Origin of the sequence: Shinella sp. WSJ-2, from assembly GCF_003432075.1 — a bacterium.
Classification (GTDB): domain Bacteria; phylum Pseudomonadota; class Alphaproteobacteria; order Rhizobiales; family Rhizobiaceae; genus Shinella.
The window spans coordinates 91,393-106,849 of sequence record NZ_QWBU01000002.1; the positions used below are offsets into that span (position 1 = coordinate 91,393).

Below are 15,457 nucleotides of genomic sequence, written 5' to 3' on the forward strand. Positions count from 1 at the left end.
TTTTTCAGGGTGTTGCGCGCAATCTCCACTGTCCTGCAATGGCACGGTGTGTTGCCGTTTGCATTGCGTTAGCCATACTCTGAAAGCGTGTGGGGTTGGCGGCTTCAGGGCTTGAAAAGTCAGCTTAAGGAAGGGCCGGGCAGGCGCCGGGCTTTGCCGGCAGGCCGCCGCCGGCGATGAGGGCTGCGAGCTGCGGTCGGTCGCCGTCGGCGGTCGGCTGGATGTTCAGCGCTTCCGTCGCCGGCCACCAGTCGCCGCCGGCCCAATAGGTCCAGCCGGTCCAGACCGCCGGTTCCTTGTTGACGAGCGCCGTCATTCGGGCCAGGCCGTCGAGGCAGGCCTTGTCGGCGGAGCCGCCGAACTCGCCCAGAAAACCGCGCTTGCCGTTGCGCTTCAGCCAGTCGGTGAAACCCTCAAGCGCCTTGACCGCATCGTCGGCGCGCGCGCAGGTTTCTGCCTTGCCGGAAAAATCGTCGTCGAGATACTGGTGCACCTCATAGGCGTGGTTGTTGGCGGGGTCCTCGATGCCGAGCATGACGGTGCCGTTAGCGCCGCCGTCGCGCTCCGTTTCCCAGCTGTGTGCACCCGTCCAGATCGTGCCCGGCACCAGCACGAGGTTCTTTGCGCCCGTCTCGCGGATGGCGGCGATGGCGGCATTGGCGGAGGCGAGCCATTGCATCGCCGTCACGTCATGGGGCTCGTTCATCAGGCCGAACTGCACGCCGGCATCGTCCTTGTAGTCCTCGGCCAGCCGCTTCCAGAAGTCGGCGAAGGCGCTGTCGGGCACCTTGGCCGAGCCGATCTGGTTGTCGCCGTAATAGGCGTAGTTGTGCGGGTCGAGGATGACCGTCATGCCGGCAGCGCGCAGCGCCTTCACGGTCTCGGAAAGCCGCTTGTGCTCCGCCTTTTCGAAACCGCGCTTGAGGCGTGGTTGCAGCCGTTCCCATTTGAACGGCAGGCGCACGGCGTTGAACCCCTTGCCGGCGAAATAGGCGATCGTCTCGGCCGAAGGATAGGCATAATCCTTGCCATAGGTGCCACGGCCCTTGCCGAACTCGGCGCCGGCCAGATTGACGCCGCGCAGGCAGCCGGCGCTCGCCTGAGCCGGGATCGCAAGCGAGACCATGGCCGCCACCACCAGTTTCGAGAGTGCCGATGCGCGGCCCGAGGATACCATGGCTGTCTCCATTCCGGGTTTGGTGCCGCCGGACCTGCGTGAAAACAAAGGGAGCGAACGTGTCAGGCGCCCGGACGTTCCGCGAGAAGCCCACGGGGCTCGCCGTACTTGGTCCCGCCAAGGGTAGCACGATATACGTCTGCGTAGCGATCCGCCACGCGATCCCAGGAATAGGCTGCCGCCGCGTCCATCGCCGCGCGGCGATAACCGGCGGGATCGAGCACCAGCATGGCATGGGCACCCGCAATAGCCTCGGCGGCCCTGCGAGCATCGGAAAAATCGCAGAGACGGATTTCCGGATGGCTGGCGGCGAGGTCGGTATAGGCAACGTTCGGGTGCAGCACCGGCACGAGGCCGGCGCTCATCGCTTCGATGGCGACGAGGCCGAAGCCTTCGTATTCGGAGGCCGAGGCGAAGAGTGAGGTATCGCCGATCAGCCCGCGCACGGCCTCGTTGGGGAGACCGATATGCACGGTGACATTGGCGTTGAGGCCACGCGCCCGCACCATGCCGGCCAAGTCCTCGGCGGAATGGTCGCCCGGCACGCCGGCAATGTCGAGGTGCCAGGTTGGGTCGGTCGCGGCGAGTTGCACCATTGCGTCCATCAGCCTGTCGAGGCGCTTGTTGACGGAGAAGCGGCCGACGGTGATCAGCCGGCGGCGGGCATCGCGGGCGCCGGCATCGCCGAACTTTTGGGTATCGGCGCCATTGTCGATACGCACGACGCGGCTGCCGGCGACCTTTTGGAAGGTTCGGGTATCCTGCGCGCTGCAGCCGATGATGCGGCGATAGGCGAGCGCCGAAAGCCGCGTCGTCGTGTTGAACCAGATCGTCTTGAGGCCGGAGAATTTCGCCGTGTGGAAGAAGCCGCCATGGGTCGTGGCGATCAGCGGCTTGCGATGCGCCAGCCAGCCCCAGGCGAGCGCGTCATAGAAGAAATCGATGGCATGCACATGCACGATCGCAGCATCCGAGAGATGGCGGAAGACCTGCGGGGCGATCGGATAGCGCGTGCTGCCGGAATACGGGATGCGCACGACCTCGACGCCGTCAATGATCTCGCGTGCCGGCAAGGTCCTGTCGGGTGCGGAAAACAGCCGGTCGAGCGTGATGACGCGTACGCGAAAACCGCGCGACAGGAGCTGGCGTGACAGCTGCGCAACGACATCCTCCAGCCCGCCGCGGTTCGGGATGTACTGGCGCACGACCTGCACGGCCAGCGGCGCTGAGACATTCGAGGCGGCAAGGGTGGCAGGGTTCATCGCGGTCATCCGTAGCAGGGGATCGAGCGCCGCAATCGCACGAGCGACGACGCCGCTGGGCGACACCATCGCGCCCAATCGCGCCGATCAAGACGCCTGCGATGTTAAGGCCGCGTTAAGCCGCGCGGCCTTCCGCAAACAGGCTTAAGAGATTGCAACCGCCGCGCGTCCGCGTGGCGATGCTCCTCAGTGCGCCTCGTCCCAGTTCGTCGCGGCGCGCGCATCCACTTTCAGCGGTACCTTCATGGACAGCGCCGGCATCGAGGCGTTTTCCATGACATCGACGATGACGGGAATGGCCTTCTCGACCTCGCCGTCCTCGACCTCGAAGATCAGTTCGTCGTGCACCTGGAGCAGCATGCGGGCGGAAAGGCCGGCGGCGGCGAGTGCCGGCTCCATCTTCACCATGGCGCGGCGGATGATATCGGCGGCGGAACCCTGGATCGGTGCGTTGATCGAGGCGCGTTCGTTGAAGGCGCGCACCGAGGGATTGGACGACTTGATCTCGGGGTAATGCGCGCGGCGGCCGAAGATGGTTTCGACATAGCCATGCTCGCGGGCGAAGGCCTTGGTGCTGTCCATGTAGTCCTTGATGCCGGGGAAACGCTCGAAATACTTCTTGATGTAGTCGCTCGCTTCCGAACGCTCGATCGACAGCTGGTTGGCGAGGCCGAAGGCCGAGATGCCGTAGATGATGCCGAAATTGATCGCCTTGGCGCGGCGTCGGACTTCCGACGGCATGCCCTCGACGGGAACGCCGAACATTTCCGACGCCGTCATCGCATGAATGTCGACGCCATCGGCGAAGGCCTGCTTGAGCTGCGGGATATCGGCGACATGGGCCAGCACGCGCAGCTCGATCTGGCTGTAGTCTGCCGAAACAAGCTTGTTGCCCGGCGTCGAGATGAAGGCCGTGCGAATCTTGCGGCCTTCCGCCGTGCGCACCGGGATGTTCTGCAGATTCGGCTCGGAGGAGGAGAGGCGGCCCGTCGTGGTGGAGGCGAGCGCATAGGACGTGTGGACGCGCTTGGTGTCAGGATGCACGAAGCCGGGCAGTGCATCGGTATAGGTCGATTTCAGCTTGGTCAGCTGGCGCCAGTCGACGATCTTGCGCGGCAGCGGAATGCCCTGGGCGGCGAGGTCTTCCAGCACCTGTGCGGAGGTCGACCATTGACCGGTCTTGGTCTTGGAGGCGCCGGGCAGGCCCATCTTGCCGAACAGGATGTCGCCGAGCTGCTTGGGCGAGCCGATGTTGAAGCGCTCGCCGGCCAGCTCGTAGATTTCCTCCTCGTAGCCGGCGGCACCCTGCGCCAGTTCGCCCGACAGGCGGGACAAGACCTGCCGGTCGATGGTGATGCCGCGCTCTTCCATGCGCGCCAGCACCGGCACCAGCGGGCGCTCCAGCCGCTCGTAGACGGTCGTCATGCGCTCGGCGGCGAGGCGGGGCTTCAGGACGTGCCAGAGGCGCAGCGTCACATCGGCATCCTCGGCCGCATAGGCTGTGGCGCGGGAAATATCGACCATGTCGAAGGTCTGCGCTCCCTTGCCGGAGCCGGCGACGTCCTTGTAGGCGATCGGCTTGTGGCCTAGCCAGCGTTCGGAGAGCGTGTCCATGCCGTGGGTGCCGGCACCGGCATCGAGCGCATAGGACATCAGCATCGTATCGTCGAAGCTCTGCACGGTGATGCCGTGGCGGCGCATGACGAGATAATCGTATTTGAGGTTCTGTGCGACCTTGAGGACCGATGGGTCCTCCAGCAGCGATTTCAGCCGCTCCAGTGCGGCGCGCACCGGGATCTGTCCCTCGGCCAGCCCGCCGCCGAGCAGGTCGCCGACGCCGGTCTTGTGGTTGAGCGGCACGTAGCAGGCCCGAATCTTTACACCCGTCGGGTCTTTGGCATTGTCGGCGATGGCGAGCGAGAAGCCACAGAGTTCGGCCTGCATGGCATCGAGCGACGTCGTCTCTGTATCGAAGGCGACGAGGCCGGTTTCACGGGCGGCGGCGATCCAACGGTCGAGGCTTTCGAGGTCGCGCACCGTCTCGTAGGTCGAATGGTCGATCGGGGCGGCGGAGAAGCGTTCCGCCCGCGCCCTGGCAAGCGATGTCGGTGTGGCACCGTCGGGGCCGGCGGTGGGCAGCAGCGTCTCGGCAGCCTCGGCAGCCGTCTCGTTGCCGTCGAGATCGAGCGCCGGGCCTGCGACATCGCCCTTGTCGAGATCGGGACCATGCGCTTCCGTACCCCACTCGACCGGCACATTGGCCGCGTCGATGGCAGCAGCGTCGCAGGCGCAATCCTCGGCGACACGGCGCGTCAGCGTGGTGAATTCCATGGCCTTGAGGAAGGCGATGAGCTTGGGACCGTCCTGGGGGTGGAGCGTCAGCTCGTCCAGACCTATGTCGAGCGGCGTATCGGTCTTCAGCGTGACGAGTTGGCGCGAGATCAGCACGAGGTCGCGGTTGGCGATGATGTTCTCGCGGCGCTTGACCTGCTTGATCTCCTCGGCGCGGGCGAGAAGCGTGTCGAGATCGCCATATTCCTCGAGAAGCTGGGCGGCGGTCTTCGGGCCGATGCCGGGGACGCCGGGCACGTTATCGGTCGAATCGCCGGTCAGCGATTGCAGGTCGATCATCTTTTCTGGCGGCACGCCCCATTTCTCGATCACCTCGGGAATGGAGATCTGCTTGTCCTTCATGCTGTCATACATTGAGACCCTGTCGGTCACGAGCTGCATGAGGTCCTTGTCGGAGGAGACGATGGTGACGTCTGCGCCATCGGCCTCGGCAAGCCGCGCATAGGTGGCGATCAGGTCGTCGGCCTCGAAGCCTTCCTTCTCGATGCAGGGCAGGTTGAAGGCGCGCGTCGCATGGCGGATCAGGCCGAACTGCGGGATCAGGTCTTCCGGCGGCGCCGTGCGGTTGGCCTTGTACTGATCGTAGAGTTCGTTACGGAAGGTCTTCGAGGAATAGTCGAAGATGACGGCGAAATGCGTCGGCGTGACGCCCACATCGGTGTTGCGCGCATCCTTCAGGAGCTTCCACAGCATGTTGCAGAAACCCGAGACGGCATTGACCGGCAAACCGTCGGATTTGCGGTTGAGCGGCGGGATGGCGTGGAAGGCGCGGAAGATGAAGCCGGAGCCGTCGACGAGGAAGAGATGATCACCTTTTTTCATGGGGTGAATGGATAGCGCGGGCTTCCTTCCGCGTCCATCGTTCATTGCGGCGGGAGGGCTTTCCGAGGCGCGCGAAAGCCTCACACGAACGTTACCAATTTGTAATTCTCGGGGGGCTCGGAATCCCTTGAAAAGCCACATTCGGACCCACAAATATTCCTCATCGGCACCTGATCAAGCCGCTGTCTGGCATCCCGGCCTGTCCCCCGCCGCGCCAGACAAGGACAAAGGCCTCATCCCCCTCTCCGGGCCTTTGTCCATCTTTCGTGAGAAGCCGCCGCGACAAGCCTCCTGTCGTCGGCGGCTTCTCCTTTTTGGGCGGTTGCATTCCTGTTTGGGGTGATTGTATTGCCTACGATCTATCATTGCCAGTTGCCGCGAACCGGCATAGCCTCCGTTCATGGATTTTGACCGCAAGGAGTCGGCTGCCTACCTCGCCAATCTCGTGGCGAAGGGAGCGTCGCGCGCGCTGCAGGCGCGGGCGGATGGCAGCGGCTTGGCGCCCGGTCAGTTTCCGGTCCTGCTCGAATTGTGGAGCGGCGACGGCCTCACCCAGCGCGAACTTCTCGATCGGCTCGACATCGAACAGGCGACCATGGCCAATACATTGGCGCGCATGGAGCGCGACGGGCTGGTCTCCCGCAGGAAACACCCCAAGGACAAGCGCGCCCAGCTCGTTTACCTCACGACACGCGGCAAGGCGCTGCGCGAGACGGCAATGGCGGCGGCCTCGGAAACCGAAGATGCCCTGTTTCAGGGCTTCAGGCGCTTCGAGCGCGAACTGCTGCTCGAATATATGCGCATGGTGCTGGCCAATCTCGGCCGCGACCCCAGGATCTGACGTCGCAGAATCGTCATACGATTTGCCCTCGCCGACACGATCGGTCTAATGTCGCGCCCGAACGCCATTTGATTTGCGCGTGGTGTCCACGCAAGGGCCGAGAAACGGCCTTGCGCGCCATGTTTAGGGAATTCGCCATGACCAACATCCTGCCCGTCCTCGACCGCGCCAGCGCCAATGTTCCGGCTAGCCTCGATCGCCTGTTCGAGCTGGTGCGCATCAAGTCCATCTCCACCGATCCGGCCTTCAAGCCGGAGTGCCGCCGGGCGGCCGAATGGCTGGTGGCCGAGCTGCGCTCGCTGGGTTTCGATGCGACGGTGCGCGACACGCCCGGCCACCCGATGGTGGTGGCCCATCACGATGCCGGCAAGCCTGATGCGCCGCATGTGCTGTTCTACGGTCATTACGACGTCCAGCCGGTCGATCCCCTGAACCTCTGGGACCACGATCCCTTCGATCCGGCGGTGCGCGATGCCGGCGAAGGCCGCCGCATCATCACCGGCCGCGGCACATCCGACGATAAGGGCCAGCTCCTCACCTTCGTCGAGGCCTGCCGCGCCTACAAGGAAACCGTGGGTTCGCTGCCCTGCCGCGTCTCCATCCTGTTCGAGGGCGAGGAGGAATCCGGGTCGCCGTCGCTGAAGCCCTTCCTCGAAGCCAATGCCGCCGAACTGACTGCCGATTTCGCGCTGGTCTGCGACACCAGCATGTGGGACGCCGATACGCCGGCCATTTCTGCGGGCCTGCGCGGCCTCGTCGGCGAGGAGGTCATCGTCAAGGCGGCCGATCGCGACTTGCATTCCGGCTATTTCGGCGGTGCCGCCGCCAACCCCATCCACATCCTGACGACGATCCTCGCCGGCCTGCACGACGAGACCGGCCGCGTGACGCTCGACGGTTTCTACGAGGGCGTCGAGGAGACCCCGACGCAGATCAAGGCTGGCTGGGAAACGCTCGGCAAGACGGCGGAAAGCTTCCTCGGCGAGATCGGCCTGTCGATCCCCTCGGGCGAGAAGGGCCGTTCCGTGCTGGAACTGACCTGGGCACGCCCGACGGCGGAAGTGAACGGCATCACCGGCGGCTATACCGGCGAAGGCTTCAAGACGGTCATCGCGGCGGAAGCCTCGGCAAAGGTCTCCTTCCGTCTCGTCGGCAAGCAGGATCCCGCAAAGATCCGCGACGCTTTCCGCGCCTATGTGCGTGCAAAAATCCCGGCGGATTGCTCGGTGACGTTCCACGCCCATGGCGGCTCGCCGGCCATCCAGCTGCCCTATGATTCGGCGCTGCTCTCCAAGGCGAAATCGGCTCTGTCCGACGAGTGGCCGAAGCCGGCCGTCGTCATCGGCATGGGCGGCTCCATCCCGATTGTTGGCGATTTCCAGAAGATGCTGGGTATGGAATCCCTGCTCGTCGGCTTCGCGCTTTCGGACGACCGTATCCATTCTCCGAACGAGAAATACGAATTGCGCTCCTTCGAGAAGGGCATCCGCTCCTGGGTGCGCATTCTCTCCGCGCTCGCGGCGCGCTGACCAAGATGTGATGACGATTTGGGCCAGCGTTAACCCGATGACACGGAAATGCTGGTCCACTGACCGAACAAAGGGCCGCGTCGCCGCAAGGCGAATGACAGGACCGGACGGTGGGGATAACGAGATGGCTTTTTACGGGGCAAATGCGGGAAACCCCTGCGGCCCCGGCGGTGGGACGCCGGGCATGCGGGGGAAGGCGGAATGAAGCGACTGAAGAAATTCTTCTGGCCGCTGGTCAGCACGGTCGCGATCATTCTGTCGATCTATATTCTCTACAAGGACCTGAGGGGCTTATCGCTTGACGAGTTCATGGCGAGCATTCACGCCATTCCCGTCTCGGGCTGGGTGCTGGCCTGTTGCGCGACACTCGTCGCCTATGCGGCGCTGGCGGCCTATGACCATCTGGCGCTGGAGCATCTTGGCCACCGCATCTCGCTGTGGTTCATCACCGTCACCTCGTTCACGACCTATGCGCTCTCGCACAATATCGGCGCCTCGGTCTTTTCCGGTGCGCTGGTGCGCTATCGGGCCTATACGGCAAAGGGGCTGACGGCATCCGAGGTCGGCGTTCTCGTCGCCTTCTGCTCGTTTACCTTCGCGCTCGGCACGGTGATGCTGTTCGGCCTTGTTCTGGTGTTTGAGCCGGAGATCGTCGGGCGTTTTTCCCATGTCCTGCCGATCGAGGCGGCCTTTTCGACCGGCATCTTCATTCTCGGGCTGGTCGTGCTCTATGTGATCGGCAGCCTCGTCGGCTTCCGGCCGATCAACACGCGCTGGCTGAAGCTCGAATACCCAAAGCCTTCGCTGGTCTTCCGCCAGCTGTTCATCGCGCCGATCGAGCTGATCGGGGCCGCCGCGATCATCTATTTCGTGCTGCCGGCGGAGGGCAATCCTGGTTTCTTCGTCGTGCTCGGCATCTTCCTCGCCTCCTTCTCGGTCGCCCTGCTCTCGCATGCGCCAGGCGGCATCGGCGTTCTCGAGCTGGTTTTCATCGCCGGTCTGCCGGATATCGATCCCGCCAAGGTTCTGGCGGCGCTCGCGGTCTTCAGGCTGTTCTACCTCATCATTCCGTTCATCATGGCGCTGGTGGTCATTCTCATCTACGAGCGCCAGCGGTTCCTCGCGCGGCTCGGCAGCAGCGAAGACTGATACAACGGATAGTTTTGGTTCATCGCGGGTTCAGCCGAATTCTTTCATGGTGTGATCCGTCTAGTGCACTGTAAAACAGTGATATCAAGGGAGATCGACATGAAGACAACGATCAAGAGCGGTTTTGCCGCTGCCATGGCCGTCGCCATGTTCGCCACCACCTTCGTCTCTGCACCGGCCATTGCCATGCCCCTGGCCAAGGCCGGTATTGCGCAGACGAGCGATGTTGAACAGGTGCAGTATCGCGAGCGTCGCGGCTGGCATGGTGGCCATCGCGGTTACAGGCATCATCGCCATGGCTATCGCCGCCATTCGGATGGCTGGTGGTATCCGCTGGCTGCCTTCGGCGCGGGCGCAATCATCGGCGGTGCCATTGCCAATGACGGCTATGCCGAGCCGCGTTACGAGGGGATCAATCCGCGTCACACCGAATGGTGCTATTCGCGCTATCGGTCCTACCGGGCTTACGACAACACGTTCCAGCCCAACTATGGCGGCCGCCGCCAGTGCTATTCGCCTTACTACTAAGGTTTTCAGACGGGCGGCCTTAGTGTCGCCCGATCTTTTTAGATTGGTCGCAATTCCGGATGCAAACCGCTACACTTTTGCTGGAATTGCTCCGGGGACTTACTGGAACAGCCTCAAGACGCCCTCCGCATTGGAGTTGGCGATCTGAAGCGTCTGTATCCCCAGCTGCTGCTGGGTTTCCAGGGCCTTGAGCCGGGTCGATTCCTCGTTCATGTCGGCATCGACAAGTCGGCCGATGCCTTGGCCGATGGCGTCGCTCAGATTTTCCAGAAAGGCCGACGACAGCGAGATGCGGCTCTCCAGCGCGCCGAACATCGAGGCGACCTTGATCATGCGTTCCGTCATCAGGTCGACGACCACGGTCATTTCCTCGAGTTCCTGCCGCGTCGTCTCCGGGGTAAGCGTGATTTCCGGATGGCCGACATGATTGGCGCCGCTGATCAGCACCCAGTCCTGGCTATAGCCCTGCATGGTGGCAAATCCGGAATTGGTGATGATGCCGTCACAGCCTCCATCCGAAACAAGGTAGAAGACCTGATCTGTGTCGAACACGGCGGTCATGTCGAACTTGATGTTGGTGATCGAGACACCGCCGGCCTCGTTGCGTACGAAGGAAGCGGGCAGCGATTTCACGCCGTTCTGCATCGGGTCGGTCGGATCCGTCATGTGCAGCCAGTTCTGGCCGGCGAATGAGGCCGAGGAGGCAATCGACCGCAGCTGGTCCTTCAACTGGTCGAGTTCCGTGTTGATCTTCACCTTGTCGACGCCATCCTCATGGGCAGCCACGAGCTTCGCCTTGACCTGATGCATGACCTCGATGGCCGATGACATGCCGGCATAGGCGGTGTTGACGATGCTTTCGCTGATGCCGAGCGCGTCGGACACCGCATCCAGCGCCATGCTGTCAGAGCGCATGGTGGTGGCGACCGCCCAATAGGCGACATTGTCCTCGGCAGTCTGCACGCGAAGGCCGCTGGAAACACGGCCTTGCGCGTCCATCATGCTGGAATTGAGCGCGCGAAGGGTCTGGAGCGCGGAAACCGCGCCCGCATTCGTCAGGATGCTGGTCATATCAAATCATTCAAAAGGGGATTGTGCCCATCATGGGCCGGGAAGGTCATGCCGAGTAAGCGTGGTTATGGTTAACGAATTCTAAATCACCCAATTTTTACCAAATATCTCAGTGGATTAGCGGTGGCTTGAATGCGCGTAGCTGAAATGGGCCCGGTTTCGCGGCGTATTAAGGGTCGGTGGAAGGCCCCAAAACCGGGATGGAGCGTTTGCTATTCCTTAACCACCCCTTAAATCGCCTCATTTAAGGTTCAGGCACCGCAACGTTTTCAAGGGTATATCCGACCGTTCATGGCAGCCAATCGCAAATCCCAGCGCATCGAGCCCTCGTTCCAGGCATCCGGGGGCCGAGACGACGACGACTTTCATGTCGGCGCCGGCGATCGTGTGGCAGGGAGTGGCGGGCGTAAGCCGCGCGGCAAGACGGCGAAGGCCGAGAAGCCGCAGCGCGGCGCACGCCGCCAGCGGGGTGGTTCGGGTGGCGGTGGCCTTTTTGGTCTCGTGCGCCGGCTCATCTACTGGTGCGTCGTGCTCGGCATCTGGGGCGCGATCGGCGTCGGGGGGCTTGTGCTTTACTACGGCGCGCGCATGCCGAGCGCCACAAGTTGGTCGATCCCCGACCGTCCGCCGAATATCAAGATCCTCGCCGTCAGCGGCGATACGATCGCCAATCGCGGCCTGACCGGCGGCGAGGCGCTGTCGCTCGAAAACATGTCGCCCTATATCCCGCAGGCCGTCATCGCCATCGAGGATCGCCGCTTCTATTCGCATTTCGGCATCGATCCGCTCGGCCTTGCGCGCGCGATGCTGACCAATGTCACGACCGGCCGCATGGTGCAGGGCGGCTCGACGCTGACGCAGCAGCTGGCGAAGAACATGTTCCTCTCGCCGGACCGCACGCTGGAGCGCAAGGTGCAGGAAGTGCTGCTCGCGCTGTGGCTGGAACACAAATACACCAAGGACCAGATCCTCGCGATGTACCTGAACCGCGTGTTCTTCGGCTCGAATTCCTACGGAGTCGAGGCTGCATCGCGGCGCTACTTCAACAAGTCGGCGCGCGACGTGAATCTCGGCGAGGCTGCCCTTCTTGCCGGTCTCCTCAAGGCGCCGTCGCGCTTGTCGCCGGCGCGCGATCCGGAAGCCGCCGAAGCCCGCGCGCAGGTCGTGCTCGGTGCTATGCGCGAAGAAGGTTTCGTCACCGAAAACGAAATCAAGACCGCCATGTCGCAGACGCCGGCGCGGGCGAAGAGCTACTGGTCCGGTGCGCAGCATTATGCCGCCGACATGGTTATGGCCCAGCTTCCCGGCATGATCGGCGATATCAAGGAAGACCTCGTCATCGATACGACGATCGACCTGGACCTTGAAAAGAAGGCCGACGAGGCGATCACTGCGGTCATGGACAAGGAGGGCGCCAAGCTGAACGCCTCGCAGGCCGCCCTCGTCTCCATCGACGGTACGGGCGCCATTCGCGCGCTGGTCGGCGGGCGCGATTATGCCGAAAGCCAGTTCGACCGCGCCTCCAAAGCCAAGCGCCAGCCCGGCTCGGCCTTCAAACCCTTCGTCTATGCGGCGGCGCTGGAAGCGGGCCGCTCGCCGCTCTCCATCCGCAACGACGCGCCGGTCCGGATCGGCAAATGGACGCCGGAGAACTACGACCAGAAATATCGCGGCGAGGTGACGCTGGCCTCCGCGCTTGCCAATTCGCTGAACACAATCGCCGCTCAACTCGTCATGGAAGTCGGTCCCGACGAGGTGATCAAGCTCGCCCGCCGGCTCGGTATCGAATCGGAGCTGCAGTCGAACGCCTCCATCGCGCTCGGCACGTCGGAAGTGACGCTGGTGGAGCTCACCTCCGCCTATGCGCCCTTCATGAACGGCGGCTACAAGGCGACGCCGCATATTATCCGCCGCATTTCGACGGCCGACGGCAAGGTGCTCTACGAAAATACCTATGACAACCCGCCGCGCGTGCTGGCGGAAAACATCGTTGCCCAGATGAACGGAATGATGATGCGCGTCATCACGGAGGGTACCGGCAAGAATGCTCGCGTCCCCGGCTGGCCGGTCGCCGGCAAGTCGGGTACGACCCAGTCGTTCCGCGACGCGCTCTTCGTCGGCTATACCAGCAACCTGACGACCGGCGTCTGGTTTGGCAATGACGACGGCAAGTCGATGAAGAAGGTCACGGGCGGCGGGCTGCCGGCCAAGGCCTTCAGCCAGTTCATGATCGCCGCCCATACCGGCCTTGCGCCATCGCCGCTCTTTGGTACGGCCAATGGCGGCGTCGAGCTGCCGGCAGCCGGCGGCACGGAACCGACCCCGGAAGGCGACCAGCTCTTCGACATCATCTCCCGCACGCTCGGCACGGACGAACAGCCCGCCGGCAACGGTCAGGCCGTCGCGACCGACCAGACCGGCTCGGTCCCTCTTGACGACGGCATGACGCCGCCAGCCGATGTCGGCGAACAGCGCCAGCCGGCCACGCGGCGCACCACCCTTCTCGACGTTCTCCTGGGCGGCTGATGCTGTTGCCGGCTTGACGCCTGTCAGGAAGGCCCCCACATTGCCGCCGGGGATCGCTTATCCGTCTTAGACATGCTGATTTTGCGCGCTTTGCGGCGCGGCAATGTCTTGCAGTCGTCTGGAGGCATCCTTATATACCCCGCAAAGCTTCGGATCCGTTCGATGCTTTCGCTAAGACCATACCATTAGGGGCTGCCAACAGAATGCCTGAATGGGTTCCGGCAGTTCGCTTGAAGGAGAGAATGACATGGCTAAAGTAATCGGTATCGACCTCGGGACGACCAATTCCTGCGTATCCGTCATGGACGGCAAGGACGCGAAGGTCATTGAAAATGCGGAAGGCGCGCGTACGACCCCTTCGATCGTCGCCTTCAATGATGATGGCGAGCGCCTGACCGGCCAGCCGGCAAAGCGCCAGGCCGTCACCAACCCGGAAAACACCCTGTTCGCAGTGAAGCGCCTCATCGGCCGCCGCTACGACGACAAGCTCGTCGAGAAGGACAAGGGTCTCGTTCCCTACAAGATCGTCAAGGGCGACAATGGCGACGCCTGGGTCGAGGCGCAGGGCAAGGGTTACTCCCCCTCGCAGATCTCCGCGATGATCCTTCAGAAGATGAAGGAAACCGCTGAATCCTACCTCGGCGAAAAGGTCACGCAGGCCGTCATCACGGTTCCGGCCTACTTCAATGACGCCCAGCGCCAGGCAACCAAGGATGCCGGCAAGATCGCCGGCCTTGAAGTTCTGCGCATCATCAACGAGCCGACGGCTGCGGCACTCGCCTACGGCCTCGACAAGAAGGACGGCAAGACCATCGCCGTCTACGACCTTGGCGGCGGCACGTTCGATATCTCGGTTCTGGAAATCGGCGACGGCGTCTTCGAAGTGAAGTCGACGAACGGCGATACCTTCCTCGGCGGTGAAGACTTCGACATGCGTCTGGTCAACTACCTCGCCGACGAGTTCAAGAAGGACCAGGGCATCGACCTGAAGAACGACAAGCTCGCCCTGCAGCGCCTCAAGGAAGCTGCCGAAAAGGCCAAGATTGAGCTCTCGTCCTCGCAGCAGACCGAAATCAACCTGCCGTTCATCACGGCGGATGCCTCCGGTCCGAAGCACCTGACGATGAAGCTGACGCGCGCCAAGTTCGAAGCTCTGGTCGATGACCTCGTCCAGCGCACTGTCGCACCGTGCAAGGCAGCCCTCAAGGATGCCGGCGTCACGGCGGCCGAGATCGACGAAGTCGTTCTGGTCGGCGGCATGAGCCGCATGCCGAAGGTGCAGGAAGTCGTCAAGCAGCTGTTCGGCAAGGAGCCGCACAAGGGCGTGAACCCGGATGAAGTCGTCGCCATGGGCGCGGCCATCCAGGCCGGCGTTCTGCAGGGCGACGTCAAGGACGTTCTGCTCCTCGACGTGACCCCGCTGTCTCTCGGCATCGAAACGCTGGGCGGCGTCTTCACCCGTCTGATCGAGCGCAACACGACGATCCCGACCAAGAAGTCGCAGACTTTCTCGACCGCCGAGGACAACCAGTCGGCCGTGACCATCCGCGTCTCGCAGGGCGAGCGCGAAATGGCAGCCGACAACAAGCTGCTCGGCCAGTTCGACCTCGTCGGCATTCCGCCGGCACCGCGCGGCATGCCGCAGATCGAAGTCACCTTCGACATCGACGCCAACGGCATCGTGCAGGTTTCGGCCAAGGACAAGGGCACCGGCAAGGAGCACCAGATCCGCATCCAGGCTTCCGGTGGTCTGTCCGACGCCGACATCGAGAAGATGGTCAAGGATGCCGAAGCCAATGCCGAGGCCGACAAGAAGCGCCGTGAGGCCGTCGAGGCCAAGAACCAGGCTGAAAGCCTGATCCACTCATCGGAAAAGTCGCTCAAGGAATATGGCGACAAGGTCACGGAAGACGACCGCAAGGCCATCGAAACCGCGATCGCCGACCTCAAGACGGCTGTCGAAGCCTCCGAGCCGGATGCCGAAGACATCAAGACCAAGACCAACACGCTCATGGAGGTTTCCATGAAGCTCGGTCAGGCGATCTACGAGGCCCAGCAGGCTGAAGAAGCCGCCTCCTCTGATAACGCTGGCGACAACGTCGTCGACGCCGACTACGAGGAAGTCAAGGACGACAAGAAGTCGGCCTAAGCCTCCAGACATGCCGGCCGCGTTTTACGCGGCCGGTGCACTTGGACAGCG

The 15,457-nt window shown here is 63.2% G+C and carries 10 protein-coding genes; 6 read left to right on the forward strand and 4 right to left on the reverse strand.

Annotated features, from left to right (window positions below; genetic code table 11):
* Positions 1-124: 124 nt before the first annotated feature.
* The 3 genes from D0Y60_RS04525 to polA form a co-directional block, all read right to left on the reverse strand.
* Positions 125-1,177 carry a glycoside hydrolase family 5 protein gene (locus D0Y60_RS04525; RefSeq protein WP_245409089.1) on the reverse strand — a complete coding sequence of 351 codons (1,053 nt, stop codon included), beginning with the start codon at positions 1,175-1,177 and terminating at the stop codon, positions 125-127.
* A 62-nt stretch (positions 1,178-1,239) separates the two neighbouring features.
* Positions 1,240-2,448, reverse strand: coding sequence for a glycosyltransferase family 4 protein (locus tag D0Y60_RS04530; RefSeq protein ID WP_117368360.1), 1,209 nt, complete (start codon positions 2,446-2,448; stop codon positions 1,240-1,242).
* 177 nt (positions 2,449-2,625) lie between these two features.
* Positions 2,626-5,613, reverse strand: a complete 2,988-nt coding sequence (gene polA / locus D0Y60_RS04535; RefSeq protein ID WP_117367266.1) for a DNA polymerase I — start codon at positions 5,611-5,613, stop codon at positions 2,626-2,628.
* A gap of 400 nt (positions 5,614-6,013) precedes the next feature.
* On the opposite strand from polA, the gene D0Y60_RS04540 reads away from it, so the two are divergent.
* The 4 genes from D0Y60_RS04540 (at position 6,014) to D0Y60_RS04555 (ending at position 9,660) form a co-directional block, all read left to right on the forward strand.
* On the forward strand, positions 6,014-6,454 hold the full coding sequence (locus tag D0Y60_RS04540) for a MarR family transcriptional regulator (protein WP_117367268.1): 441 nt from the start codon (positions 6,014-6,016) through the stop codon (positions 6,452-6,454).
* Positions 6,455-6,591: 137 nt separating this feature from the next.
* Positions 6,592-7,983, forward strand: coding sequence for a M20/M25/M40 family metallo-hydrolase (locus D0Y60_RS04545; protein ID WP_117367270.1), 1,392 nt, complete (start codon positions 6,592-6,594; stop codon positions 7,981-7,983).
* Positions 7,984-8,184: 201 nt separating this feature from the next.
* The gene (locus tag D0Y60_RS04550) at positions 8,185-9,132 is read left to right on the forward strand and encodes a lysylphosphatidylglycerol synthase domain-containing protein (protein ID WP_117367272.1); all 948 of its coding nucleotides are present in this window, start codon (positions 8,185-8,187) and stop codon (positions 9,130-9,132) included.
* Between the two features lie 135 nt (positions 9,133-9,267).
* The gene (locus D0Y60_RS04555; RefSeq protein WP_245409109.1) at positions 9,268-9,660 is read left to right on the forward strand and encodes a BA14K family protein; all 393 of its coding nucleotides are present in this window, start codon (positions 9,268-9,270) and stop codon (positions 9,658-9,660) included.
* Between the two features lie 99 nt (positions 9,661-9,759).
* Here the strand turns inward: D0Y60_RS04555 and D0Y60_RS04560 are convergent, their stop codons facing one another.
* The gene (locus D0Y60_RS04560; protein ID WP_117367276.1) at positions 9,760-10,731 is read right to left on the reverse strand and encodes a flagellin; all 972 of its coding nucleotides are present in this window, start codon (positions 10,729-10,731) and stop codon (positions 9,760-9,762) included.
* 291 nt (positions 10,732-11,022) lie between these two features.
* On the opposite strand from D0Y60_RS04560, the gene D0Y60_RS04565 reads away from it, so the two are divergent.
* The gene (locus tag D0Y60_RS04565) at positions 11,023-13,257 is read left to right on the forward strand and encodes a transglycosylase domain-containing protein (protein ID WP_117367278.1); all 2,235 of its coding nucleotides are present in this window, start codon (positions 11,023-11,025) and stop codon (positions 13,255-13,257) included.
* 247 nt (positions 13,258-13,504) lie between these two features.
* A complete protein-coding gene (gene dnaK / locus D0Y60_RS04570; RefSeq protein ID WP_117367280.1) occupies positions 13,505-15,406 on the forward strand; it encodes a molecular chaperone DnaK in 1,902 nt (633 codons plus the stop codon).
* Positions 15,407-15,457: the final 51 nt, after the last annotated feature.

Excerpts from the sequence above, each read along its gene's own strand:
- D0Y60_RS04525 (WP_245409089.1), bottom strand. The coding sequence starts at position 1,177 with ATGGTATCCTCGGGCCGCGCATCGGCACTCTCGAAACTGGTGGTGGCG.
- D0Y60_RS04530 (WP_117368360.1), bottom strand. The coding sequence starts at position 2,448 with ATGACCGCGATGAACCCTGCCACCCTTGCCGCCTCGAATGTCTCAGCG.
- polA (WP_117367266.1), bottom strand. The coding sequence starts at position 5,613 with ATGAAAAAAGGTGATCATCTCTTCCTCGTCGACGGCTCCGGCTTCATC.
- D0Y60_RS04540 (WP_117367268.1), top strand. The coding sequence starts at position 6,014 with ATGGATTTTGACCGCAAGGAGTCGGCTGCCTACCTCGCCAATCTCGTG.
- D0Y60_RS04545 (WP_117367270.1), top strand. The coding sequence starts at position 6,592 with ATGACCAACATCCTGCCCGTCCTCGACCGCGCCAGCGCCAATGTTCCG.
- D0Y60_RS04550 (WP_117367272.1), top strand. The coding sequence starts at position 8,185 with ATGAAGCGACTGAAGAAATTCTTCTGGCCGCTGGTCAGCACGGTCGCG.
- D0Y60_RS04555 (WP_245409109.1), top strand. The coding sequence starts at position 9,268 with ATGGCCGTCGCCATGTTCGCCACCACCTTCGTCTCTGCACCGGCCATT.
- D0Y60_RS04560 (WP_117367276.1), bottom strand. The coding sequence starts at position 10,731 with ATGACCAGCATCCTGACGAATGCGGGCGCGGTTTCCGCGCTCCAGACC.
- D0Y60_RS04565 (WP_117367278.1), top strand. The coding sequence starts at position 11,023 with ATGGCAGCCAATCGCAAATCCCAGCGCATCGAGCCCTCGTTCCAGGCA.
- dnaK (WP_117367280.1), top strand. The coding sequence starts at position 13,505 with ATGGCTAAAGTAATCGGTATCGACCTCGGGACGACCAATTCCTGCGTA.